At 72.0% G+C, this 25,807-nt stretch carries 16 protein-coding genes; 10 read left to right on the top strand and 6 right to left on the bottom strand.

Annotated elements, in window-relative coordinates:
- Nucleotide 1: 1 nt before the first annotated feature.
- On the bottom strand, nucleotides 2-610 hold the full coding sequence (locus tag ACTWQO_RS15290) for a hypothetical protein (RefSeq protein WP_443237853.1): 609 nt from the start codon (nucleotides 608-610) through the stop codon (nucleotides 2-4).
- 186 nt (nucleotides 611-796) lie between these two features.
- On the opposite strand from ACTWQO_RS15290, the gene ACTWQO_RS15295 reads away from it, so the two are divergent.
- Complete coding sequence (locus tag ACTWQO_RS15295; protein WP_443237854.1) at nucleotides 797-1,993, top strand: sensor histidine kinase; 1,197 nt, start codon at nucleotides 797-799, stop codon at nucleotides 1,991-1,993.
- Nucleotides 1,990-2,592, top strand: a complete 603-nt coding sequence (locus ACTWQO_RS15300) for a response regulator transcription factor (protein WP_443237855.1) — start codon at nucleotides 1,990-1,992, stop codon at nucleotides 2,590-2,592. Before ACTWQO_RS15295 ends, ACTWQO_RS15300 begins: the two co-directional genes overlap by 4 nt.
- A gap of 97 nt (nucleotides 2,593-2,689) precedes the next feature.
- Here the strand turns inward: ACTWQO_RS15300 and ACTWQO_RS15305 are convergent, their stop codons facing one another.
- The 5 genes from ACTWQO_RS15305 to zapE form a co-directional block, all read right to left on the bottom strand.
- Nucleotides 2,690-4,063 (bottom strand): alkaline phosphatase PhoX, encoded by a 1,374-nt coding sequence (locus ACTWQO_RS15305; protein ID WP_443237856.1) that lies wholly within the window; start codon nucleotides 4,061-4,063, stop codon nucleotides 2,690-2,692.
- Between the two features lie 89 nt (nucleotides 4,064-4,152).
- Nucleotides 4,153-5,115 carry a slipin family protein gene (locus ACTWQO_RS15310; protein WP_443237857.1) on the bottom strand — a complete coding sequence of 321 codons (963 nt, stop codon included), beginning with the start codon at nucleotides 5,113-5,115 and terminating at the stop codon, nucleotides 4,153-4,155.
- A gap of 145 nt (nucleotides 5,116-5,260) precedes the next feature.
- A complete protein-coding gene (locus ACTWQO_RS15315) occupies nucleotides 5,261-6,754 on the bottom strand; it encodes a SulP family inorganic anion transporter (protein WP_443237858.1) in 1,494 nt (497 codons plus the stop codon).
- Between the two features lie 8 nt (nucleotides 6,755-6,762).
- Nucleotides 6,763-7,341 (bottom strand): carbonic anhydrase, encoded by a 579-nt coding sequence (locus ACTWQO_RS15320; protein ID WP_443237859.1) that lies wholly within the window; start codon nucleotides 7,339-7,341, stop codon nucleotides 6,763-6,765.
- Between the two features lie 656 nt (nucleotides 7,342-7,997).
- Nucleotides 7,998-9,104 carry a cell division protein ZapE gene (gene zapE, locus ACTWQO_RS15325; RefSeq protein WP_443237860.1) on the bottom strand — a complete coding sequence of 369 codons (1,107 nt, stop codon included), beginning with the start codon at nucleotides 9,102-9,104 and terminating at the stop codon, nucleotides 7,998-8,000.
- Between the two features lie 141 nt (nucleotides 9,105-9,245).
- Here zapE and ACTWQO_RS15330 point away from each other — a divergent pair, with 141 nt between their 5' ends.
- The 8 genes from ACTWQO_RS15330 (at nucleotide 9,246) to ACTWQO_RS15365 (ending at nucleotide 25,806) form a co-directional block, all read left to right on the top strand.
- Nucleotides 9,246-10,019, top strand: coding sequence for a pyrimidine reductase family protein (locus ACTWQO_RS15330; RefSeq protein WP_443237861.1), 774 nt, complete (start codon nucleotides 9,246-9,248; stop codon nucleotides 10,017-10,019).
- A 146-nt stretch (nucleotides 10,020-10,165) separates the two neighbouring features.
- Nucleotides 10,166-10,639 carry an indole-3-glycerol phosphate synthase gene (locus tag ACTWQO_RS15335; RefSeq protein ID WP_443237862.1) on the top strand — a complete coding sequence of 158 codons (474 nt, stop codon included), beginning with the start codon at nucleotides 10,166-10,168 and terminating at the stop codon, nucleotides 10,637-10,639.
- Nucleotides 10,640-10,683: 44 nt separating this feature from the next.
- Nucleotides 10,684-12,069, top strand: a complete 1,386-nt coding sequence (gene murC, locus ACTWQO_RS15340; RefSeq protein WP_443237863.1) for a UDP-N-acetylmuramate--L-alanine ligase — start codon at nucleotides 10,684-10,686, stop codon at nucleotides 12,067-12,069.
- Nucleotides 12,070-12,082: 13 nt separating this feature from the next.
- Entirely contained in the window at nucleotides 12,083-12,490 is a 408-nt protein-coding gene (gene msrB, locus ACTWQO_RS15345) for a peptide-methionine (R)-S-oxide reductase MsrB (RefSeq protein WP_443237864.1), read from the top strand.
- A gap of 465 nt (nucleotides 12,491-12,955) precedes the next feature.
- Entirely contained in the window at nucleotides 12,956-19,909 is a 6,954-nt protein-coding gene (locus ACTWQO_RS15350; protein WP_443237865.1) for an SDR family NAD(P)-dependent oxidoreductase, read from the top strand.
- Nucleotide 19,910: 1 nt separating this feature from the next.
- Nucleotides 19,911-24,662 (top strand): beta-ketoacyl synthase N-terminal-like domain-containing protein, encoded by a 4,752-nt coding sequence (locus ACTWQO_RS15355; RefSeq protein WP_443237866.1) that lies wholly within the window; start codon nucleotides 19,911-19,913, stop codon nucleotides 24,660-24,662.
- Complete coding sequence (locus ACTWQO_RS15360) at nucleotides 24,662-24,997, top strand: acyl carrier protein (RefSeq protein ID WP_443237867.1); 336 nt, start codon at nucleotides 24,662-24,664, stop codon at nucleotides 24,995-24,997. Before ACTWQO_RS15355 ends, ACTWQO_RS15360 begins: the two co-directional genes overlap by 1 nt.
- Nucleotides 24,998-24,999: 2 nt before the next feature.
- On the top strand, nucleotides 25,000-25,806 hold the full coding sequence (locus ACTWQO_RS15365; RefSeq protein ID WP_443237868.1) for an alpha/beta fold hydrolase: 807 nt from the start codon (nucleotides 25,000-25,002) through the stop codon (nucleotides 25,804-25,806).
- The last annotated feature ends 1 nt before the right edge of the window (nucleotide 25,807 follow it).

The following is a 25,807-nucleotide window of genomic DNA, read 5'->3' on the forward strand; positions in this document are numbered from 1 at the left end:
ATCACAGCAGGAACGCCAGCTCGATGCCGATGCACACGTCGATCACGCCGCACCACTCGGCGAAGGTGCGGGAGACGATGCCTTCGAGGCGGTTGAGCATCAGGTGCGCGAAGTCCCAGACCCCGTGGAAGAACCAGCCCGCGGCGACCAGGTAGCGGCCCAGATCGGGGTCCACGGCCAGGCCCACCAGAGCGAGCGCGCAGAAGACGAACGCCCCGGCGGCCTGGATCCGGAAGGTCGCCGGGCCGTGCGGAGTGCCCCGGACGGCCCCCAGTACCAGGACGAACAGGGCGACGACGGTCAGGGGCACGGACGGGGACACCAGGTCCAGCGCCCGAAGGGCGACGATCGACGCCAGACCCGCCCCGACGACGGGCCAGGTCAGCCGAGGCTTCCCCAGCTGATGGACGATCAGGTACAGCAACGGCAGCAGAGGCAGCGCCTCGCCGTACGTCTCGACCGAGTCGGCCGCCCTGTCGCCGCCCGAGCCGCCGGTGACCATGCCGGGAACCGAGAGCAGGAGGGCCAGGGCGGCGGGCCAGCGGCGGAGCAGGGCCTGGAACGGGCGGCGGCTTTCCGGAGCCGATGGCGCGGGTGTGGCAGCGGACATGGCGTACCTCCATACGGGGGCGGGGTATCTCGTACGCCTTCAGACTGCTGAGAGGAGGAGATCGCCAGTAGTGCCGAAACGGCATGCGTGCCCGTGGAGTTGTCACCGGCCGGGATGACATCTGTCATGCGGGAAGCGGCCGTTCGGCACTCCGCCAGGGCGGGCCGCCGCTGCGACAATGGCCGGATGGGCGACGGGCCGGGTGAGCGCGGGGCGGCGGGGCTGACCGGCTTCCGTCGCTACACGTGGTGGGCCGTGCCGGGCTCCTCCGCGTTCCTTCTGGTGCTGCTGATCGGTGACTGGGTCCTGGACGACGACTGGCCGGTCTGGATCCGGGCAGTGGGCGCGCCCGTCCTGGTGGTGGAGACGCTGGCGAGTGTGGTGCTGCTCGGTCGGCGACTGGAGCCTCGGCCGGCGAACGCGAACCCCCGTCGCTTGCCGGTGAGTTGGCTACTCGCCGCGGGTGCGGCGGCGCTTGTGCTCGCGGTGCTGCCGCTGACGCGGCGGGAGTACGGGGTGTGGGCGGTGGCGCCCGCGGTGACGGTCGCGATCGCCGCGACCCATCTCGCGCCACGCCGCAGAAGGCAGTTGATCGCCGGGGCGGTGGTGGTGGCCTTGCTGCCGGGCGGTGTTCTCAGCCTGGTCTCCGGGGACGGCGAGCTGACGTATGCGGCGCTGTTCCCGGCCGGGCTGGTCGCCTTCACCGTGTGGGTGACCCTCGGTCCGCTGTGGGCCTGGGACCTCGCTGGGCGGCTGGACCGGGCCCGGCGGCTGGAGGCGGAGCTGGCGGTCAAGGACGAGCGGCTCCGGTTCGCCGCGGACCTGCACGACATTCAGGGGCACCATCTGCAAGTCATCGCGCTGAAGAGCGAGTTGGCCGCACGGCTCGTCGAGTCCGACCCGGTGCGCGCCGCCGGTGAGATGAAGGAGATACGACAGCTGTCCTACGACGCGTTGCGCGACACCCGCGCCGTGGTGCAGGGCTACCGCCGTACGACACTGGACGACGAGATCGCCAGCGCCACGCGGGTGCTGGCGGCGGCGGACATCGACGCCGGGATGCGCCTCGACACCCCCACGGACGGGCTCGCCGACTCGGCCCGGCACCTCCTCGGACTGGTGATGCGGGAGGCCACCACCAATGTGCTGCGGCACAGCCGGGCGCGGCACGCGGCCATCGCGTACCGCGTCACCGGCGGTGTCGCCTCGCTGCGGATCAGCAACGACGGTGCCGAGGAAGGCCGTTCGGACACCGGGGGAACCGGGTTGCGGTCGCTCGCCGAGCGATTGCGGGCTGCCGGAGGCGAGTTGACGTGGGAACGTGACGGCGAGCGGTTCGTCGTACGGGCCGCGCTGCCCGTGGACTCCCGTGAGGTGACATGATCCGGCTGCTGCTCGCCGACGACGAGGACCTGCTCCGCAGCGCCCTGGCCGCGCTGCTCGGACTGGAGGACGATCTGACGGTCGTCGCCGAGGCGGCCACCTCCACGGACGCCGTACGGCTGGCTCGCGAGCACCGCCCCGACATCGCCGTGCTCGACCTGGAGATGCCGCCCACCGACGGACTGCGGGCCGCCGAGGAGATCCGGGCCGAACTCGGCACCCAGATCGTCCTCGTCACCCGGCACGCCCGCCCCGCGGTGCTCCGCCGCGCCCTGTCCGCAGGCGTCCGCGGCTTCGTCCCCAAGACGACCCCGGCGGCCCGGCTGGCGGAGATCATCCGCGACATCGCCGCCGGCCGCCGCTATGTGGACCCGGACATCGCCGCCTCCGCCCTGACCGAGGACGACTGCCCGCTCACCGACCGGGAGCTGCAGATCCTGCGCGCGGCCCGCACGGGCGCCTCAGTAGCCGAGATCGCCACCGCGGTCCACCTCGCGCCCGGAACGGTCCGCAACTACCTCTCCGCAGCCATGTCGAAACTGGGCACGCCGACACGACATGCCGCCGCCCATCGCGCGTGGGAGCAGGGCTGGATCTGACCGGAACGGTTCTTCGCTTGCTGCGGGCCGGTGGGGGCTGGTCGCGCAGTTCCCCGCGCCCCTTACGGGGCGCTCAACCGCACCTACCCCGGATCGCTCAACACCCCGTCACCGCGAACGTCGTCCCCGGCGAGTAGCAGTTGACGTACATCGTCCCGCCGTCGGGCGAAAAGGTGACGCCAGCGAACTCACCCCACTCCGGCTCCTCGGCCGTGCCGATGTTCTGTCGGTTGCGGGCCACCGCGTACACCTCCCCCCGCCGCGTGACCCCGAACACGTGCTGCGCGCCGCCGCCGTCCTCGCACACCATGAGCCCGCCGCTCGGTGCGAGGCAGATGTTGTCCGGTGACTCGCCGGGCAGCTGGACGTCCGTGTCCGGGCCGAAGACGACCACCAGGGTGAGGCTGCGCGCCGACGGGTCGTACCGCCAGACCTGCCCGTAGTGGTCGGCCGCCGAGCCCTCGGCACTGCGCGCGTACGACGACACGAAGTACACGGACCGCCCGCCCCAGTAGCAGCCCTCCAGCTTCTGCGCGTGCGTGATGCCCCGCGAGCCGAAGTCCTGCAGACGGACGGGGGTTCCGGCCGCGAGCGGGTCCGGTACGTCGGCCCACTCGACGCCGTCGAAGCGGGCGCCGGTCTCCTGGACCGAGGAGAGGTCGGGGACGCCGGGCACGCGCATCGCCTGGAGGCGACCGCCCGCGCGGAGCGAACCGGGGCCGCCGAGCGGCTTGTCGGGCAGGAAGCGGTAGAACAGGCCGAAGGGCCGCTCGAAGGCGTCCTCGGTCTCGTAGACGATGCCGCGACGAGGGTCGACGGCGACCGCCTCGTGCTGGAAGCGGCCCATCGCGGTGAGTGGTACGGCCCCGCTGCGGCGGGGGTCGGCCGGGTCTACCTCGAAGACGAAGCCATGGTCCTTGGCGTAGCCGCCGGTGCTTGCCCGGTCCTCGGTCTCCTCGCAGGTCAGCCAGGTGCCCCAAGGAGTGGGCCCGCCCGCGCAGTTGACGGCCGTACCGGCGATCGCGACCCGTTCGGCGAGGACCCGGCCGTCGCTGTCCAGCGTCAGGGCCGTACAGCCGCCCTTGCCCGCTGGATCGTAGGTGAGGCCCTCGACCGGCGGGACGGGGATGTCGGCGTCGGCCCTGTTCTCGTGGTTGCGGACCAGGTGGACGCGACCGTGCCGGCCCGCGAAGGCCGCCATGCCGTCCGGATGGGAGGGCACTTCGCCCTCGCCGGAGCGCAGCGGGGCGCCCTCGCGGGACAGGACGCGGTAGCGGAAGCCCTTCGGCAGATCGAGCAGGCCCTTCGGGTCGGGGACGAGCGGGCCGTAACCGGTGTGGCCCAGGTTCACTTGCGCGGACGCGGTGCCCGCGAAGAGTTCGGTGAGATTTCCGGCGAAGGCGATCGCGGCGACCGACGCGCCGGTGCGGGCGAGTACCTGACGGCGTGTCGTACGGCCGTTCTCGGACATGGGGCAACCTTCCTGCTGGCGGACAGGACTGTGACGCCGCCGTGTCTATCACTTGGTCAAGGCCACGTGAACCACGCGCGTAGAACCCGTCATGGCTCCAGCGAGCGGTCGGGCGAGGGCTGCCGACTGGAAGGGGCGGGTGGGATCTCGCCGGGATGCTCAGGAGGGAGCTGGTCGAGGCTGTCGGGCGGGAACTCGTCAGAGGGGTCGGGAGAGAGCTGGTCGTAGGGGGTGGGCGGCGGGATCTGGCCGGAACTGTCTGGCGCGGGGCGGCCGTGGTGTTCCGGGTGCGCCCCCGCCCCCTTCTCCAGGAACCGCAACAGCTCCACCGGGATGGGCAGCACCAGCGTGGAGTTCTTCTCCGCCGCCACGGCCATCACCGTCTGGAGCAGCCGCAACTGGAGCGCGGACGGCGTGTCGGCCATCTGCTGTGCGGCCTCGGCGAGCTTCTTGGAGGCCTGGAGTTCGGCGTCGGCGTTGATGACCCGGGCCCGACGCTCGCGGTCCGCCTCGGCCTGCCGGGCCATGGAGCGCTTCATGGTGTCCGGCAGGGACACGTCCTTGATCTCGACGCGGTCGATCTGCACGCCCCAGCCGATGGCCGGGCTGTCGATCATCAGCTCCAGGCCCTGGTTGAGCTTCTCGCGGTTGGAGAGCAGGTCGTCCAGGTCGCTCTTGCCGATGATCGAGCGCAGCGAGGTCTGTGCCATCTGGGAGACCGCGAAGCGGTAGTCCTCGACATTGATGATCGCCGCCGCCGCGTCCACGACCTTGAAGTAGACGACCGCGTCGACCCGCACGGTCACGTTGTCGCGTGTGATGCCCTCCTGGGCCGGCACCGGCATCGTCACGATCTGCAGGTTCACTTTGTACAGCCGGTCCACGGCGGGGATGATCAGGGTGAAGCCCGGTGGCCGCACGGCGCCCCGCAGGCGCCCGAGCCGGAGGACCACCCCGCGCTCGTACTGCTTGACGACCCGCGCCGCCGCGGCGAGATACACCACCCCGGCGGTCCCGGTGGCGATGGCCGCGGTCAGCAACTCTTCCAGCATGATGACGACCCCTGTTCAGCCGTCCCTGCACCTAAAAGCGGGATTGGCAACCTCTTCCAACGATATGCCCGAATAGGGCAACGGTAAGCCCGGCTGAAGCCCCGGTTCGGAGCTTCAGCCGGGCTTCGCCGGGCGTCAGGGAGTGCTACCGCCGGGCCTCAGGTGCTGCCACGGCACCGTCGAGCCGTACCGGATCGGTGCCGGCCGCGCTGTGCCGCTCGGCCCAGTTCTCCAGCGCCGTACGGCAGGCGTGGTCCAGGTGGTGCAGCCCGGACAGGTTCAGCTCGACGGGACGGTCCTGGGGCAGGGACTCCAGGCTGTCGAGTATCTTCGGCAGCCGCAGGAAGGTCGCGTTGCCCGACAGATACGCCTGGACGGGCCCGGCTCCCTTGTCTATGACCTCCAGCTTGATGTGCGAGGCCTCCCAGGCGGTCTTGGCGATGGCCAGCGCGAGGCCGATGAGGACGCCCTCGAACATGCTGACCGCGACGATCGACACCGCCGTGACCATCAGGATCAGCGCCTCACCGCGATGGTCGCGCCACAGGGACACGATCTCCCGCACGGGGATGAGCTTGGCGCCGGCGTGCACCAGGATGCCCGCCAGGGCCGGGATCGGGATGTAGGCGAGAACGGCCGGCAGCAGGGCCGCGAACAGCAGCAGCCATACGCCGTGCAGCACCCGGGACGCCTTCGTCCGCGCGCCCGCCTGGACGTTCGCCGCGCTGCGTACGATCACCGCGGTCATCGGCAGGGCGCCCAGCGCACCGCAGACGGTGTTGCCCGCGCCCTGGGCGAGCAGTTCCTTGTCGTACTCGGTACGCGGACCGTCGTGCAGCCGGTCCACCGCCGCCGCGCTGAACAGCGACTCGGCGGACGCGATCAGCGTGAAGGCGGCCACGGTGGCGAGCACGCCGACATCGGCGAGCTCACCGAAGGCGTCCAGGGACGGCGGCTGGATGGAGCCCAGCAGCCCCTGCACCTCGACGGTGGCCACCGGCAGGCCGAAGACCACGGCGACCAGCGTCGCCAGGCCCACCGCGGCCAGCGGGCCGGGCACCGTGCGCACCTGGCGCGGCATCCGCTTCCACAGCACCAGCACGGCGATCGTGCCCGCGCCGAGACCCAGCGAGGCCAGCGCCCCGGTGTCCTGGACGGCGTCCGTGAGCGCCCCGGGAAGCCCCGCGATCTTCGCGAGTCCGGAGGCGGGGGCCTCGGCGTCCGCGACCGAGTACAGCTGCCCGGCGATCAGGACGAGCCCGATACCGGCCAGCATGCCCTCGACCACGGCGACCGAGATGGCCCGGAACCAGCGCCCCAGCTTCAGGGCGCCCATCAGCAGCTGGAGCAGGCCGGTGAGGAGCACGATCACGCCGAGTACCGGCAGCCCGAACTCGCGCACCGCCTCGAAGACCAGCACGGTCAGCCCGGCGGCCGGGCCGGACACCTGAAGGCTGCTGCCGCGCATCAGCCCGGTGACGATGCCGCCCACGATGCCGGTGACGAGCCCGAGCTCGGCCGGCACACCGGAGGCGACGGCCACGCCCACGCACAGCGGGAGCGCGACCAGGAAGACGACGAGGGACGCGGCGAAGTCCTGCCGCAGATGAGGGAACTTGGTGAGGGTGGAGGGGTTCATGGCGGTGCTCACAGGGCCTTGAAGGTGTCGGTCTGCGGGCTGTGCGCCTGTACGGCGCCGGTGTGGACCTCGTAGTACCAGGCGTGCAGGGCGAGTTGGCCCTGGGCCTGCTTCTGGGCGATACAGGGGTAGGAGCGCAGCCGCAGCAGCTGCGCCAGGACATGGCTCTGCACTCCCTCGGCCACGGTCGGATCGCCGGCCGCTCCCTGCGGACGCGGCGTCGCGGCGGCGAGCCAGTCGCGGACGGCGGGTACGGCGTCCAGATCGTCACCGCGCACCAGGGCGCCGACCGCTCCGCAGTGGGAGTGGCCGCAGACGACTATGTCGCGGACGCCGAGTACCTCGACCGCGTACTCGATGGTGGCCGCCTCGCTGGTGGGGTGCTCGGAGGCGTACGGCGGGACGATGTTGCCCGCGGTGCGCAGCTCGAAGAGCTGGCCGGGGCGGGCGCCGGTGATCAGGGCCGGTACGACCCGGGAGTCGGAACAGGTGATGAACAGGACCTCGGGGGACTGGCCTTCGGCGAGTCTGGCGAACTCCTCAGGGCGCTGTCCGAACGTGCGGGCGTTGTCGATGAGGGGCTGCATGATGTGGTGACTCCTCCTGGCGCGCGAAAGGCGCGTCGGACGTGCAAGACAGAGTGGTGATGACTGCTCTGCTCTCTCTCAGCAGCGGAAGACCTGAAGTGCCGCCGGAGAGTGGGTTGTCGAGGATCTCGCCGTGCGACATTGCGCGGCGCGCGCCACCGTCAGGTGTGCTGCTGTCGTTCCTGGGGCCACGAGCGGGCGCTCCTGCGCCCCGGGCCAGACGACGGAGGAGCGGTTCCGCTCCCGTGTGTGCTGGGGACCGGTCGGGTCCCCGGAGCAGCTCTTGTCACGGATCGTGATGATCCCGTCGCGCAGTGGCTTGGGTGACAGCTTGGATCCGGGCTGAGCCTTGGCCTCGACATGACCAACCGTGTGCGCGGATGCGAACGACGTGGAGGGAGCGAAGAACTGCAGGACGAGCAGGACGGCGGCGAGGGCCGAGACTACGGTCCTGGTCGTCGTACCTCGCAACATCCGCCTCCCTCCAGGCAGTTCACGACTTATGCACACGCCAACACTTGGTCAATGGCTGGTCAAGAAACACGTTAACCCTGCAAAGTTGTTTGCAGGGTTAACTTAACGTTTCAGGCTGAAGAGAGCCTGAAAGTCGTGGTCACTTGGCCTGAAATGCCTCTTGACCTGGGGGAGTTGTCCGACTAGTCGGCCTCGACGAGCCCCTTGGCGTCCCGGGCCAGCGCGGTGAGCCGGGAGATCGCCCGGAAGTACTTCTTGCGGTAGCCGCCGTTCAGCATTTCCTCGCTGAACAGCTGGTCGAAGGGGAGTCCCGAGGCGAGCACGGGCACCTCGCGGTCGTACAGCCGGTCCGCGAGGACGACGAGCCGCAGCGCGGTCGACTGGTCCGGGATCGGCTGGACGTCGGTGAGGCACACCGCCCGGATTCCGTCGGTCAGCGCGCCGTACCGGCTGGGGTGGACGCGGGCGAGGTGCTCCAGCAGATGCGGGAAGTCGTCGAGTGAGGCGCCCTGCGTGGCGTACGCGGCCTTGGTGACCTGCTCGTCGGAGAACGGCGCCGGCGCCTCGGGCAGCCCGCGGTGGCGGTAGTCCTCGCCGTCGATGCGCAGCGGGCGGAAGTGCGCGGACAGGCCCTGGATCTCGCGCAGGAAGTCGGCCGCCGCGAACCGGCCCTCACCGAGCTTGCCGGGCAGCGTGTTCGAGGTGGCGGCGAGCGCGACGCCCGCGTCCACCAGCTTGCCGAGCAGCGTCGAGACGAGGACGGTGTCGCCGGGGTCGTCCAGCTCGAACTCGTCGATGCACAGCAGGCGGTGCTCGGACAGGGTCTGGACGGTCTTCTGGAAGCCGAGGGCGCCGACCAGGTTCGTCAGCTCCACGAACGTGCCGAACGCCTTGAGCGCGGGCTCGGCCGGGGTGGCGTGCCAGAGGGAGGCGAGCAGGTGGGTCTTGCCGACGCCGTAGCCGCCGTCGAGGTAGACGCCGCGGGGGCCGGCCGGGGTCTTCGGTGCCTTCGCCCTGCCGAAGCCGAAGAAGCCGCGCTTGGCGGTGGCCGTCGGGTGCGCACCGCCGAGTCCGCCCGCGAAGGCCTCCAGGACCCGGACGGCCTCGGTCTGGCTGGGCTGGTTCGGGTCCGGGATGTACGTGCTGAAGCGGACCGAGTCGAAGCGGGGTGGTGGCACCATCTCGCCGACGAGGCGCTCCGCGGGGACGTGGGGCTCGCGGGTGCACAGAGAGACGGGGCTCACGTCGGATATCTGACCGAGCCCGGAGTCGGCGGTGGAGTTACGCACGTTTCCCAACTCTAAGTGCAACCGCCGGCAGGCCGGTACTTCGCCTGCTGGTCCGTTGTGGCTGGTCGCGCAGTTCCCCGCGCCCCTTCGGGGGCGCCTGACCTCCCCGGACCTGCTTGGCACCGTGCCAGACTTCACAGCATGCGACGTCTGTTCCCTGTGACCTACGAAACAGCCCCGGACGCCCGTGAATGGAGCCTCGACGAGCTGGCCGGCGCGTACGCCTACCCCGAGCGCGGTCCCGGTGGGCGGGAGCCGTGGCTGCGGGCCAACATGGTGGGGACGCTCGACGGTGCCGCCCAGCACGGTGGCCGCTCGCAGCCGATTTCCAGCGCGGCGGACATGCGGATCTTCGGGACGCTGCGGGCGCTGGCGGATGTGGTAGTGGTCGGCGCGGAAACGGTACGCCAGGAGGGGTACCGTCCGGCACGCGCGCGAGAGGAGTTCGCTCGGCGGCGTACGGAGGCCGGACAGGCGCCCGCGCCGGCGATCGCGGTGGTCACCGCGAGCATGGACCTGGACTTCTCGCTGCCGCTGTTCACCTCGCCCACGGTGCCGACCCTGATCCTGACGGGCGCCGCCGCGGCTCCCGACCGGATCGCGACCGCGGAGAAGGCGGGCGCCCAGGTGGTGATCGCCGGGGACGGGATCGGAGTCGACCCGGCCCGCGCCGTACGGGCACTCGGCGACCTCGGGCACACCCGGCTGCTGACCGAGGGCGGCCCGCGTCTGCTCGGCCAGCTGGTGGCGGCCGAGGTGCTGGACGAACTGTGTCTGACCGTGTCCCCGATGCTCACCGCGGGAGACGCGCAGCGCATCGCGGGCGGCCCGGCGGTCGCGGTGCCGCGCCGATTCGCACTGGTGTCCCTGTTGGAGGAGGACGGGTTCCTCTTCGGCAGGTATCGGCGGGCTTGAGTGCGCTGGTCAGGTAATCGACGGAATCCACCGTTCCGTTTAGCTTCCGACGGGCACACTAAAACTCGCAGTCCCCGTGCGATCGCGGGGCAGGATGGTTTCCGCAGGGGCCCGGCCAAGGCCCACGGAGGAGAAGGACGCCTGTCGTGTTCACAAGCGTATTGATGATCGAGAAGGCCCTGACATCCGCCGACGTGGAGTTCGTCACCACCTTGCACGGGGACGAGGCGGTCTCCTTCCACGTCCTGCTCCAGCCGCGCGGTGACCAGGCAGACCGGCTGCTGCGGGCCATCGACGACATCGCACTCGGCGAGATCGACGAGGCGGCTCGCGAGCTGGAGACCCCGGAGGGCAAGGACGCCGCCGCCCTCGGCGAGCAGGCCCTGGAGGTGTCCCTCACGGCTCTGCGCGGCTCCGGCAGCGAGGCGGAGGGCCGCCTCATCGAGGACCACCCGTTGGACGCGCTCAGGGCCCTGGTCGAGGAGACCGGGGCGGACGAGGTCATCGTGCTGACCGACCCCCACTACGTGGAGGAGTTCTTCCACCGGGACTGGGCCTCGCGGGCCCGGCACAAGGTGGGGGTGCCGGTGCTGAAGCTGTTCTCCCACAGCAAGGCATAGGCTGACCCCTCGATACGTGTCGCATCACTTGGGGAGAAGCACTCATGGCACCCGGCCTTCCTACCGCCATGGACCGACCGCACTTCATCGGCATCGGCGGGGCCGGAATGTCGGGGATCGCGAAGATCCTCGCGCAGCGGGGCGCGAAGGTGGCGGGCAGTGATGCGAAGGAGTCCGCCACCGCCGAGGCGCTGCGCGCGCTGGGCGTGACCGTGCACATCGGGCACGCCACGGAGCACCTCGCCGACGGCGCCAGCTGTGTCGTGGTGTCGTCGGCGATCCGCAAGGACAACCCGGAGCTGGCCCGCGCGGCCGAGCTGGGCATCCCGGTGGTGCACCGCTCCGACGCCCTCGCGGCCCTGATGGAGGGCCTGCGTCCGATCGCGGTCGCGGGCACCCACGGCAAGACCACGACCACGTCGATGCTGGCCGTCTCGCTGTCCGAGCTGGACCTTGAGCCCTCGTACGCCATCGGCGGCGACCTGGACGCCCCCGGCTCCAACGCCCTGCACGGCGAGGGGGAGATCTTCGTCGCGGAGGCGGACGAAAGCGACCGCAGCTTCCACAAGTACGCGCCCGAGGTCGCCATCGTCCTCAACGTGGAGCTCGACCACCACGCCAACTACGCGTCGATGGACGAGATCTACGAGTCCTTCGAGACCTTCGCGGGCAGGATCGTGCCCGGCGGCACGCTGGTGATCGCCGCGGACCAGGACGGCGCGCGCGAGCTGGCCCGGCGGATCGAGGGCGTCCGCGTGGTGACGTACGGCGAGTCCCCGGACGCGGACGTACGGATCCTGTCGGTGCGGGCCCAGGGGCTGAAGAGCGAGGTGACGGTCCTGCTGGACGGCGCGGAGATCACCTTCACGGTGTCCGTCCCCGGCCGGCACTACGCACACAACGCGGTCGCCGCGCTCGCCGCCGGCGTGGCGCTGGGCGTCCCCGCGGCTGAGCTGGCGCCCGCGCTGGCCGCGTACACCGGCGTCAAGCGCCGCCTGCAGCTCAAGGGCGAGGCGGCGGGCGTGCAGGTCATCGACTCCTACGCGCACCACCCGACGGAGATGACGGCCGACCTGGAGGCGATGCGCTCGGCGGCCGGTGACGCGCGGATCCTGGTGGTCTTCCAGCCGCACCTGTTCTCCCGCACCCAGGAACTGGGCAAGGAGATGGGCCAGTCCCTGTCCCTCGCGGACGCCTCCGTCGTCCTGGACATCTACCCGGCCCGCGAGGACCCGATCCCGGGCGTCACCAGCGAGCTGATCATCGAGGCCGCGCGGGCGGCGGGTGCGGACGTCACCGCGGTCCACGACAAGGCCGAGGTGCCGTCGGTGATCGCGGGAATGACCAAGGCGGGCGATCTCGTTCTCACCATGGGCGCGGGCGATGTGACCGACCTGGGCCCGCTGATCCTGGACCGTCTGTCGCAGTGAGGGGCTGACACCCATGTCGTACGACGTCGAGAAGCCGGACGAGCAGTGGCGCGCGGAGCTGACGCCGGGCGAGTACGCGGTGCTGCGCCAGGCCGCCACGGAGCCCGCCTTCACCGGTGAGTACACCGACACCAAGACGCAGGGCATCTACTCCTGCCGCGCCTGCAGCGCCGACCTCTTCACCTCGGACGCGAAGTTCGAGTCCCACTGCGGCTGGCCGAGCTTCTTCGACGCCCGCGACTCCGATGCGGTGGAGCTGATCGAGGACCGTTCGCACGGGATGGTGCGGACGGAGGTGCGGTGCGCCCGGTGCGGTTCGCACCTTGGGCATCTGTTCGAGGGCGAGGGCTACGCGACGCCCACCGACCAGCGGTACTGCATCAACAGCATCGCGGTGCGGCTGACGCCCGACGAGGGCTGAACCGCGTTTCAGTGTTTCCGTTTGCCGAATTTCCCGTGAACCGATCGGGCGCCCTCATGGGGGCGCCCGAATTGTCTTCGCGTTCTCTCCGCGCGCTCTCCACCCGGCCTGTTCCAGCCGGGATGAGGTGGACATGCAAAGTTTACAAAGCGCTGAGGAACGGTCGAGCGTGTTTCGAGAGCATGAGACGTGAGTGAACTGGTCAGCGCTCTGTCGGGTTCCCGGCGCCGGCCTGGGTTTCCGTCCCCCGGCCCGCGGCGCGGCTGAATGGGATTAGCCCGATTTTTCGGCTCTTGGGGTCATCGGTCGGCGCTGGCCGAATGTGATACGGCGATATGCCGAAAACCGCGCCCTTGTTGACCGGCCGGTAATTTCTGGTGTTGGCTTCCGCATGGTTTTTGACGACCGGTTCCGTCGGCATTCCCACCCCCCACCGTGCAGTCTCACCGATTATTCGGGAGCATCATGACGTCTGCTGTGCGCGCCGAGGACATGATCATCGGAGTCACCCCGTTCGGTGAACCCGACACCCGTCTGGCCGCGGCGGTCAGCCGCGCCGGCGGGCTGGGGATCCTGGATCTGGGTGCCGGCGACCGAAGAACAAGAGCGGCGCTGGCGCGAATACGACACCTCAGGCCCGGTCCGTACGGAGTCCGGATCGGCGCGCGATGCCGGCTCCGGCCCGAGGACGTCCTGGACGACGGTCCCGGCACCGTCGTCCTCGCCGTGGACGCGGCCTGGCGGATCGGCGAAGTCCCCTCCGGCGTCCGGGTGTTGGCCGAGGTCACCGATCTGGAGCAGGCGCGGGAGGCGATGCGCGCCGGTGCGCACGGGCTGATCGCCCGCGGTTCCGAAAGCAGCGGCCGGACGGGGGAGTTGAGTACCTTCGTGCTCCTCCAGCAGCTGCTGTCCGGCGTCGGCCTTCCCGTGTGGGCCTGTGGCGGCATCGGCCCCCGGACCGCCGCTGCCGCCGTCGTGGGCGGCGCCGCCGGAGTCGTACTGGACAGCCAACTGGCCCTGCTGGCCGAGTCGGAGCTGCCGGAGCCGGCCGCTGCCGCGCTGCGGTCGATGGACGGCTCCGAGACGGTCGTGGTCGGCGGTCACCGCGTGCTGCGGCGCCGCGGACCGGACGCCCCGGACATGCCGGACGACGACACGGTGGCGGATCTGCTCGGCGCGCAGGATCTGCGCAGGCAGGTGCTGCCGGTGGGGCAGGACGGGTTCCTGGCCGCACGGTTCGCCGAACGGTGGGGTGACGCGGGGCAGGTCGTGCGCGCGCTCGCCGACGCCGTACGGGAGGCGGTGCGCGACGACACGGCCGTGCGGGCGCTGCGGGACGGGTCACCGATGGGCCGGGCCCTCGGTACCCGGTTGCCGGTCGCGCAGGGGCCGATGACCCGGGTGAGCGACCGGGCGCGGTTCGCGGCGGCCGTGGCCGGGGACGGTGCCCTGCCGTTCATCGCGCTCGCCCTCGCGAACGGGGAGCAGACCCGGGCGATGCTGGAGGAGACCAGGGAGGCCGTGACCGGGCGGCCCTGGGGTGTCGGCGTGCTCGGGTTCGCGCCGGAGGAGACACGGAACGCCCAGCTGGAGATCGTACGAGAGCTGCGGCCGACGCACGCGATCATCGCGGGCGGGCGGCCCTCGCAGGCCGAGGCGCTGGAGCGGGAGGGCATCAGCACCTTCCTGCATGTGCCCTCGCCGGGGCTGCTGCGGCAGTTCCTCCAGGCCGGGGCGCGCAGATTCGTCTTCGAGGGGTCCGAATGCGGCGGCCATGTCGGGCCGCGGGCGAGCTTTCCGCTGTGGGAAGCCCAACTCGCCGTCATCGAGGACCACTTGGCGGACACCGAGGACGGCTCCGACATCGAGGTGTTCTTCGCGGGCGGCGTCCACGACGAGCGGTCGGCCGCGATGGTCGCCGCGCTCGCCGCGCCACTGACCGCGCGCGGGGCCGCCGTTGGCGTCCTGATGGGCACCGCCTATCTGTTCACCGAGGAGGCCGTCGACTGCGGGGCCATCCAGCCGCTCTTCCAGCGGCAGGTCGTCGCCGCGACCGGCACCGCCCTGCTGGAGACGGCGCCCGGCCACGCCACCCGCTGCGTGCCGAGCCCGTTCAGCGACGACTACCGCGAACGCGAGGCCGAGCTGCGTGCCGAGGGCGTGCCCGACCGGCGGATCTGGGAGGAGCTGGAGCGGCTGAACGTCGGACGGCTGCGGATCGCCAGCAAGGGCGTCGACCGGGACACCGCCGGCGAGTTGACGGCCGTCGACGAGCAACGGCAGCTCGCTGACGGGATGTTCATGGCCGGGGAAGTGGCGGTGCTGCGGTCGGCCACCACCACGATCGGCGCCCTGCACCGGTCGGTGGCCGAAGGCGCGGCCGGCTTCCTCGACGAACGGGCGCGAGCGCTGCGTGCGCAGTTGAGCGTCGAGGCCGTGGAGCCCGCTGCCCCCGCGCCGCTCGACATCGCTGTCGTCGGCATGGCCTGCATGTTCCCCGACGCCCCCGACCTCGCCGCCTTCTGGGCGAACATCCTCGGCGGGCGCGACGCCGTCACGGAGGTCCCGCCCGAGCGCTGGGACCCGGCCGTGCACTACGGTCCCGACGGCGAGGGCGCCAGCACATCCAAATGGGGCGGCTTCCTGCCGCGCATCCCCTTCGACCCCCTGCGCTACGGCATCCCGCCCACGTCCCTCGGTGCTGTCGAGCCCGTGCAGCTGCTGGCCCTGGAGGCCGCCCGGCGGGCGTTGGAGGACGCCGGATACGGCGAGCGCGGGCGGGCGTTCGAGCGGGCGCGCACCTCCGTCGTGTTCGGCGCGGAGGCGGGCAGCGACCTGTCCAACGCGACCACGCTGAGGGCCGTACTCCCGTCGTACTACGGCACGATCCCCGACGGCATCGAGCAGCAGCTCCCGCAGCTCACCGAGGACTCCTTCCCCGGCATGCTGGCCAACGTCATCTCCGGCCGCATCGCCAACCGGCTCGACCTCGGCGGCGCCAACTACACCGTCGACGCGGCCTGCGCGTCCTCGCTGGCCGCCCTCGACGTCGCCTGCAAGGAACTCGTCGGCGGGACCAGCGACGTGGTGCTGTGCGGCGGCGCCGATCTGCACAACGGCGTCAACGACTACGTCCTCTTCTCGTCCGTGCACGCCCTGTCCCCGACGGGCCGGTCCCGGGCCTTCGACAGCTCGGCGGACGGCATCGCGCTCGGGGAGGGCGTCGCCTGCGTGGTGCTGAAGCGGCTCGCGGACGCCGAGCGGGACGGGGACCGGATCTACGGCGTGATCAAGGGAGTGGGGAGTTCCAGCGACGGTCGTTCGCTGGGGCTCACCGCACCGCGCCCCGAGGGGCAGCGCGCCGCCCTCCAGCGGGCCTACCGCAACGCCGGGGTCTCGCCCGCCGACGTCGGTCTGGTCGAGGCGCACGGCACCGGTACGGTCGTCGGCGACCGTACCGAACTCACCATCCTCAGCGAGGTGTTCAGCGAGGCCGGGGCGGAAGCGGGTGGGTGTGCGCTCGGGTCGGTCAAGTCGCAGATCGGGCACACGAAGTGCGCCGCGGGTCTCGCCGGGCTGATCAAGACGGTGCTGGCACTGCACCACGGCGTCAAGCCGCCGACGCTGCACGTCCAGCGGCCCAACTCCGGGTGGCGCGAGGACAGCAGCCCGTTCGTGTTCCACGCGGAGGCGCGGCCCTGGGCGGCCCCGGCGGAGGAACGCCTCGCGGGAGTCAGCGCGTTCGGGTTCGGCGGGACCAACTTCCATGCGGTGGTGGGGGCTTACGGCGATTCCGTTCCGTCGGCGCAGGGGCTGGACGCGTGGCCCGCGGAGCTGTTCACGTTCCGGGGGAAGGACCTCGCGGGGGCGCGGCGGGCCGTCGAGGACGTGCTCAAGGTCGCCGAGTCCGTGACGGCGGAGAGCGGGTGGCCGTGGCGGCTGCGCGATCTGGCGCTGAGCGTCGCGCGGCGGTCCGACGCCGGGCACGATCCGGTGCAGATCGCGGTCGTCGCGACGGATGTGGCTGGTCTGGCCGGGCAGCTGCGCAGGGCGCTGGCCGGGGAGCACGATCCGGCGGCGGGAATCCATCTGGCCGACCAGGGCTCAGAGGGTGCAGCCGGCGCGGGCGCGGAGCGCACCGCTGACCACAGCCCCGAGGACCGAGCCAACGCAGGCCCTGACGCTCCAGCCGGCCAAAGCTCCCGCGGCAAAGTCGCCTTCCTCTTCCCCGGCCAGGGCAGCCAGCGCCCCGGGATGCTCGCCGACGTCTTCATCGCGTTCCCCGAACTCCAGCACCACCTCGAACTCGGCCGCCCATACGCCGACTTGCTGTACCCGCCCACCGCCTTCGACGACACCGAGCGAGAGCGTCAGCGCGCCCGCCTCACCGACACCCGCGTCGCCCAGCCCGCCCTCGGCATCGTCGGGCTCGCCGCCCACGAGCTGCTCACCAAGGCCGGGATACGGCCCGACATGGCGGCCGGACACAGCTACGGCGAACTGGTCGCCCTGTGCGCGGCAGGCGCCCTCGACCCGGAGACGCTGCTGACGCTGAGCGCCGAGCGGGCGGAGGCGATCCTCGACGCGGCCGGGGCCGACCCCGGGACGATGGCGGCGGTGGCGGCCGGCGCCGAGGACATCGAGGGGGTGCTCGGCGCATCGGCCGGGGTCGTCGTCGCCAACCACAACTCACCCGGCCAGACGGTGATTTCGGGACCCACGGCGGCGGTCGAGGAGGCCGTACGACAGCTGCGCGCGGCCGGTGTCGGCGCCAAGCGCATCCCCGTGGCCTGCGCCTTCCACAGCCCACTGGTGGCGGGCGCCGGTGAGCGGTTCGCCGGGGTCCTGGCCCAGCACACCGTGCGCGCACCCGAGTTCCCGGTGTGGGCCAACCGCACCGGCCGCCCGTACGGCGACGACGCAGCCGCCGTACGGACCGAACTGGCCGCCCAGATCGGCGCACCCGTCGCCTTCGTCACGCAGATCGAGGCGATGTACGAGGCAGGCGCACGCGTCTTCGTCGAGGCGGGCCCGGGGTCCGTGCTCACCCGGCTGGTCGGGCAGATCCTCGGCGACCGCCCGCACCGCACCGTCGCCTGCGAGCCCCGCGCCGGCAGCGGACTGCCCGGCTGGCTCGACGCACTCGCCCAACTCGCCGTCGCCGGGCAGCCGGTACGCACCGCATGGCTGCTGCGAGGCCGGGACGCCGTCGACGCCGTCCGCACCCCGGCGCCGAAGCGGCCCGGCTGGACGGTCGACGGCCAGCTGGTCCGCACCGCCGCCGGAGAACTCCTCCCCGGTGCCCTCGCACCGGCCCGACGCGTCGTGGAGACGACTGTGACGACCAACCACACGAACGGCACCCCGGCCCACTCGGACAAGGACGCGCTGATCTCCGAGTTCCTGCGCACCAGCCGCGAGATGGTGGCGGCCCAGCGGGACGTGCTGCTGACGTACTTCGGCGGGGCCGCGGCGGCAGGGCAGTGGGTTCCGGCACAGCAGCCGGTGCAGCTGCCTGTGGAGCAACCAGTTCAACTGGCCGTGGAACAACCGGCCTTGCAGCAGGCGCCGCAGCCTGAAGCCACCTCCGAAGAAACAACCGAGGAATCAACCGAAGAAACCGATGTCCTCTCCGTCGTGCTCGAGATCATCAGCGAGCGCACCGGCTACCCCATGGACATGATCGAGCCCGACCTCGACCTGGAGGCCGACCTCAGCATCGACTCCATCAAGCGCGCCGAGATCGCCGGTGAACTGGCCAAGCGCCTCGGCACAGGCGGCGGCGCCGACCTCGCCGCGCTCGACGACGCCGAGCTGGAGGAGCTGGCGAAGGCGCGTACGGCGGCGTCGGTCACGGAGTGGCTCGCGGCGCGGCTGTCCCCGGCGGAGCAGCAGCCCGAGCCGGTCGTGGTGACGGAGCCCGGCCCCGGCCCCGAGCCGGTGACCGGTGAGGCACCGAAGCGGTTCGTGTTGCGGCCCGTCCTCCTGGAGTCGGCCGCCGCGGACCCGGCCGCCGAACTCACCGGGCAGCGGTTCATGCTCCTCGGCGAGGACGAGACCGCCGATGCCGCCCGGGAGATCGCCGCCCGGCTCACCTCGCACGGTGCCGAGACCGTGACCCTCGGCCGGGAGCACCTGCTCTCCGAGGCCGACGGCCGGGTGGACGGCGTGCTGTACCTCGACGCCCTCGACACCGCCGCCCCGCCCGTGCTGCCGGACGCCTTCCCCGTCCTGAAGGCCGCCCTGAGCCGCGCCCCGCGCCACCTGATCGCCGTACGCCCCGCCGCCCCGAGCGCGCGGTCGGCCGGTCTGCACGGCCTCTTCCGCACCATCGCCCGCGAGTACCCGCAGACCGTCGCACGGGTCGTCGACCTGGACGACACCGCGCCCACCGCCGTCGCCGACGCGCTGCTCGCCGAACTGCTGGCGCCGGAACCGGCCGCCCCGGTCGTCCTGCGCACCGCATCCGGCCGCCATGGGCTGGAGTTGGCGGAGACACCGCTCGGCACCCTCGGTACGACCGGTGCCGGACCCGCCGGTGACGGGGCCGCCGAGGCCGCCGCGCTCGGTCTCGACCGTGACTCGGTCGTGCTGCTGGTGGGCGGCGCCCGCGGGATCACCGCCAAGTTCGCCGTCTCGCTCGCCGCCGCCTCCCGCTGTCGTATCGAAATGCTCGGCCGGACCCCCGCACCGGACGGACCCGAGGACCCGGCGACCGCCGCCGCCTCCGACCGGGCCGCCCTGCGCGCGGCGCTCGCCGCCCGGGGCGGTCTGACGCCCGCCGAGATCAACCGCGAGACCGAACTCCTGCTCGCCCAGCGGGAGATCGCCGCCACGCTCGACGAACTCGCCGCGCTCGGCAGCCGGGCCCGCTACCACTCCGTCGACTTCCGGGAGCCGGACGCCGCACTCCAGGCGGTGAAGGAGATCCACGCCGAGCACGGCAGGCTCGACGGGGTCGTCTACGCGGCCGGGGTGATCGAGGACAAGGTGATCGCCGAGAAGACCACCGAGTCGTTCGAGCGGGTCTACGGCACCAAGACCGTGGGCGCCGAGACGCTGCTGACGGCGCTGGAGGAACTGCCGGGCGGGCCCGCCTTCGCGGTGCTGTTCGGGAGCATCTCCGCCGTCCTCGGCAACCGGGGCCAGTCGGACTACGCGGCAGCCAACGACGCCCTGGAGAGCCTGGGTTCGGCGTGGGCCGCGCGCACCGGCCGCCGGGCGCTGACCGTGCACTGGGGGCCGTGGGCGCCGACCGGGACGCACACCGGCATGGTCAGTCCGGAGCTGGGCCGCGAGTACGCCCGCCGCGGGATCAAGCTGATCGACCCCGAGGAGGGGACCGCGGCGCTGCTGCGTGAACTGGCCTGGGGCGACGAGTCGGCCCGCGCGGTCGTCTACACCTCGTCGGGCTGGTGACATGACGGACCGTCAAGTACAGCCCCCCATAGCCATCGTGGGGATGTCGGTGCTGCTGCCCGGCGCCGCCGACCTCGACTCGTACTGGCGGAACCTGGTGGCCGGCACGGACGCCATCACCGACGTACCCGAAGGGCGGTGGGACTCCGACTACTACCGTCCGGGTTCCGCCGCCGGGCGTGCGGTCGCCGACCAGGTGTACTGCCGGCGCGGCGGGTTCGTCGACTCGCTCGCCGAGGTGGAGGTCACCCGGTTCGGGATCATGCCGAAGTCGGTGTCCGGCACCGAGCCCGACCAGCTCATCGCCCTGCACGTGGCCGCCGCGGCGCTCGCGGACGCGGGCGGTGAGGAGCGGTTGCCGGACCGGCAGCGGATCGGGGTCGTCCTTGGCCGGGGCGGGTACCTCACGCCCGGTCTGGTCCGGCTCGACCAGCGGGTGCGTACGGCGGGTCAACTCGTCCGCACACTGGGGGAGTTGCTGCCCGATCTCGACGACGGGCAACTGGACCGCATACGGGCGGCGTTCACCGAGCGGCTCGGGCCCGACAGCCCCGAGTCCGCGATCGGCCTCGTCCCCAACCTCGCGGCCTCCCGTGTCGCCAACCGGCTCGACCTGCGCGGGCCCGCGTACACCGTGGACGCCGCCTGTGCGTCCTCGCTGGTCGCCGTCGACCAGGCGGTGGGCGAACTGGCCGCCGGGCGCTGCGACCTGATGCTCGCCGGGGGAGTGCACCACTGCCACGACATCACCCTGTGGTCAGTCTTCTCCCAGCTCCGCGCGCTCTCCCCGAGCCAGCGCATCCGCCCCTTCCACCGCGACGCCGACGGCATCCTGATCGGCGAGGGCACCGGCGTCGTCGTCCTCAAGCGCCTCGCCGACGCCGAGCGCGACGGGGACCGCGTCTACGCCGTCATCCGCGGCACGGGCGTCGCGAGCGACGGGCGCGCCGCCGGTCTCGTCAATCCCGACCCCGGCGGCCAGGCCCGTGCGGTACGTCAGGCGTGGCGGGCGGCGGGGCTCGATCCGGCGGCGGGCGGGTCGATCGGACTGCTGGAGGCGCACGGTACGGCTACCCCTGCGGGGGACGCGGCCGAACTCTCCACGCTGGCCGAGGTGTTCGGACCGGGTGCGGCCGGCGACCGTGCGGTGATCGGCTCGGTGAAGTCGATGATCGGTCACACGATGCCGGCCGCGGGTGTGGCGGGGCTGGTGAAGGCGGCGCTCGCGGTCCATCACGGGGTGCTGTTGCCGACGCTGCACTGCGACGATCCGAATCCGGGGCTGGCCGAGACGCGTTTCCGTCCGCTGGAGAAGGCGGAGCCGTGGGAGACAGGTGCGGTACGGCGGGCGGCGGTGAACGCGTTCGGGTTCGGCGGAATCAATGCGCACGTGGTACTGGAGGAGACGCCGGTGCGGCAGCGCCCCGTAGGGGCGCGGGGAACTGCGCGACCAGCCACGACGCAGCCGCACCCGACCGACGGCACATCGCGCGTGCTGCTCCTCGCCGCCGACACCCCTGAGGGCCTTGCTGCACAGTTGGACGCCGACGACGCGGACGTACGCGCGGCCGGTCTCGACGCTGGAATGCCGGAGGCGTACGCCGGCCCCGCCCGGCTCGGCATCGTCGACCCCACCGCCAAGCGGCTAGCGCTGGCCCGACGCGCGATTGCCCGCGGACGCGCCTGGCACGGTCGTAACGACGTCTGGTTCTCACCTGCCCCGCTGGGCGGAAAACTCGCGTTCATCTTCCCCGGCCTCGAAGGGGACTTCGCACCCCAAGTGGACGACGTAGCAGCCCACTTCGGCCTGTCGGGGCCGGTATCGGGAGCCGCCCAGGTCGGGGACATCGGCCGGCACGGGTTCGGGGTCGTCGCCGTCGGGCGGCTGCTCGACGGGGCGTTGCGGCGGATGGGGATCGTGCCGGACGCGGTCGCCGGGCACAGTGTCGGCGAGTGGACGGCGATGGTGGCGGCCGGGCTGTACTCCGGGGACGAGGTGGACGACTTCATGGCGTCCTTCGACCCGGACGCGCTGACCGTGCCGGGGCTGGCGTTCGGGGCGCTCGGGGCGTCGGCCGAGCGCGTGCTGGAGGCCCTGGCGGCGGACTGGCCGGACGCCGGGATCGTGCTGTCCCACGACAACGCGCCCGCCCAGTCGATGGTGTGCGGTCCGGACACGGCCGTGACGGAGTTCGTACGGGCCTTCCGCGCGCAGGGTGTGATCAGCCAGGTGCTGCCGTTCCGGTCCGGCTTCCACACGCCGATGCTTCTGCCTTACCTCGGACCCATCAAGGACGCGGCGAGCCGCTTCCGGCTGCATCCGCCGACTGTGCCGGTGTGGTCCGGGACCACGGCGGCGCCGTTCCCGTCCGGGGAGTCGGCGGTCCGTGAGCTGTTCGTCCGGCACTTGCTGGAGCCGGTTCGCTTCCGGCAGCTCGTCGAGGCGATGTACGCGGCCGGACATCGCACGTTCGTCCAGGTCGGCCCCGGCCAGCTCGGCTCCCTCGTCGGCGACACCCTGTCCGGCCGCGATCACCTCGTCGTGTCCGCCAACTCTCCCCACCGCACGGGTCTCGCCCAGCTGCAGAGGGTGGCGACGGCGCTGTGGGCGACCGGCGCGGAGCGCTCCGCTGGAAGGGCCGAGGTGGGTCGTCGGTTGTCTGCGGGTCGGTGGGGGCTGGTCGCGCCCCGCGGCGGAGCCGCATATCGACACAGCCCCGCGCCCCCTCGGGGTGCTGCCGGAGCCGCTCCCCACTCGGCTCCCGCGCGAGGGGACCGGCCTCCGGTCCGACTCGACCTGGGCGGCGCGCTCGTCTCGCTCGACGGGCCGATTCTGGCGGAGTTGCGTGCGCAGTTGCAGGTCGGTTCTGCGGCCGACCGTGGTGTGGCTCCGGGTGCGGCTGTCTCGCGTGTCCCGCTGGACGCGGTCGCCGTGCACTCCCGGGCCGCCGCGGAACTGAGCGCACTCCTGCGGGAAACCGCCGATACGGCAGCCGAGTTGATCGCGGCGGCCGACCATCGCTCGGCTCCGGTGACGGGACGTCATCCAACACCGGCGGTGACTTCCGCGACGGTCGCGCGCACACCCTCCGTCGCAGCGGTGGAAGTCGCGCGGCCCGCGGTCTCACCCCCGCCGGCGAACTCGGCCCCACCGCTGCCCCCACCCCTGCGCACCGATCACCGACGCGCCCACCGCACCACCGTCCACGTCTCCCCGGACACCATGCCCCACCTCCTCGACCACTGCTTCTTCCCCCAACGACCCGGCTGGCCCGACGTCTCCGACCGCTGGCCGGTTGTACCGGCCACGACGATCGTGCAGCACATGATGGTGGCGGCGGAGCAGGCCGTACCCGGCACGCGGGCGGTCGCCGTGCATGGGGCGCGTTTCGACAAGTGGCTCACCGCCACCCCGCCCGTCGACGTCGAGGTGACCGTCACTCCCGTCCCCGACGCCCCCGCCCGGCGCGCCGTCTCCTTCGGGCCCCGGGCACGCTCGGTCGTCGAGCTGTCCGACCGCTACCCGGCGACATCCCCCGCCCCCTGGCACCCCGACCCCGCCACCGAACGCACCCCGGACCACACGGCCGCCCAGCTCTACGCCGAGCGCTGGATGTTCCACGGCCCGGCGTTCCAGGGCGTCAGCGAGCTCACCGCGGTCGGCGAGGCGCACGTGCGGGGGGTGATCACGACGCCGCCTGCGCCCGGGTCGCTGCTCGACAACGTCGGTCAGATCCTCGGTTACTGGATCATGGCGACCCGCACCGAGCGGACCGTCGTCTTCCCGGTACACATGCGGCAGATGCGGTTCTACGGGCCGCAGCCGCTCCCCGGCACGGACGTCGGCTGCTTCGTACGGATCACGTCCCTCACCGAAACCGTTCTCGAAGCGGACGTCCAGCTGACCGTCGACGGCGAGGTCTGGGCCGAGCTGACCGGCTGGCAGGACCGCCGCTTCGACAACGACCCGCAGACCCGGCCGGTCGAGCGGTTCCCCGAGCGCAACACCCTCTCCGAGGCCCGGCCGGACGGCTGGGTGCTGCTGCACGAGCGGTGGCCGGACCTGGCCTCGCGGGACCTCATCATGCGCAACTCGCTGAGCAGCGTGGAGCGTTCGGAGTACGAGGCGCATGCGCCCCGCGGTCGCAGACAGTGGCTGCTCGGGAGGATCGCCGCCAAGGACGCCGTACGGCGGTGGTTGTGGGACCACGGTGAGGGGCCCGTCTTTCCGGCCGAGATCCGCGTCCTGAACGACGACTCGGGGCGACCGTACGTCACCGGCATGCACGGCCGGAGCCTCCCCCCGCTGGATCTCTCGCTCGCCCATCGCGCGGAGGCCGGCGTCGCGATCGTACGGCCGCACACCCCGGGCCCCGGGCCCGGCATCGACATCGAGGAAGTCGTCGAACGGGACCGGGAGACGCTCGCCGCCGCCCTCGGTCCGGACGAACTCGCCTTGCTGCGGGCGCGGTGCGCGGCCACCGCGGAGTCCGAGGCGCTGTGGTTCACCCGGTTCTGGGCGGCCAAGGAGGCCGTCGCGAAGGCGGAGGGTACCGGTTTCGGCGGGCGGCCCCGCGACTTCGCCGTGCTGGCGGCCGACGCGGACCGCCTGGTCGTCTCGGGGCGGCTGGAACGCGCGCGTTACCGCGTGCGCTGCGAACGGACCGGCAACCCGCCCGGGTTGCCGAGCAGGGAGTACGTCGTGGCCTGGACGACGGGACCGACGCGACAGGACGACGAGGAGAGGGACTGATGCAGCCCAACCCGCAGGCCAACCCGCAGCCCAACCCGCAGGCCATCGACGAGGAAACCGTGCTCGCCGACATCACCGGCATGCTCGCGGCACTCCTCGACGAATACGGCCTCGACGACGTCGAGATCGGCATGCAGACCACGTTCAACCGCGATCTGGAGCTGGAGAGCATCGACCTCGTCACGCTCGCCGGGCTGCTGGAGGAGCGGTACGGCGGACGGGTCAACTTCGCCGAGTTCCTGGCCGGGATGGAGTTCGACGAGATCATCGAACTCACCGTCGGCCGGCTCGTCGAGCACATCGTGCAGAGCCTCAAAGCGGCGGAGGCGGTCTGAGCATGGCCTACGTCGACACGGGCGACATCCGGCTGCACGTCCAGAGAATGGGCCCCAGGGACGACCGACCCGCCACGGCCACCGCGGTGCTGGTGCACGGCCTGCTCACCGACAGCCTCGCCAGCTACTACTTCACCGTGGCACCGGTGTTCGCGCTGGCCGGCATCGACGTCGTCATGTACGACCTGCGCGGCCACGGCCGCAGCGAACGCCCCGAAACCGGTTACCACCTCGACGACAGCATCGACGACCTCGAGGCGCTGCTCGACCGGCTGGCGGTCACCGGGCCGGTCCACCTGGTCGGCAACTCGTACGGCGGCACGGTCGCCTTCGGCTACGCCGCCCGCCACCCGGAGAGCGCCGCGAGCCTCACCCTCATCGAGTCGGAACCGGCGACCGAGGCCTGGGCGGTGAAAATCGGCGGCATCCTGCACCGCGTGCTCACCCAGCTCGCGCTCAACGAGGACGACGCCCTCGCCTGGATCACCGCGAACCGCAGCCACAACACCGCCCGTCTCGCCAAGGGCGCGGCCCGCCTGGCCCGTACCACCAGCCTCCCGCACGACATCCCGGCCAGCCGGGTGCTGACGGACGACGAGATCCGGTCCGTGTCGTGTCCCGTCCTCGCCCTGTACGGCGGTGACTCCGACCTCGCTGAACTCGCTCCCTGGCTGGAGGCGTTGTTGCCCGACTGCCGGACCGTGGTGGTGCCGGGGCACGAGCACTCCGTGCTGGTCGAGGCCGCCGGTGTGGTCGGCGAGCACATCCTTGAGCTGATCCGGCAGGCGCAGTTGGCTGAGGTGCGGTGAG

The sequence above is a fragment of the Streptomyces sp. 4N124 genome, from assembly GCF_052245395.1.
GTDB lineage: Bacteria > Actinomycetota > Actinomycetes > Streptomycetales > Streptomycetaceae > Streptomyces.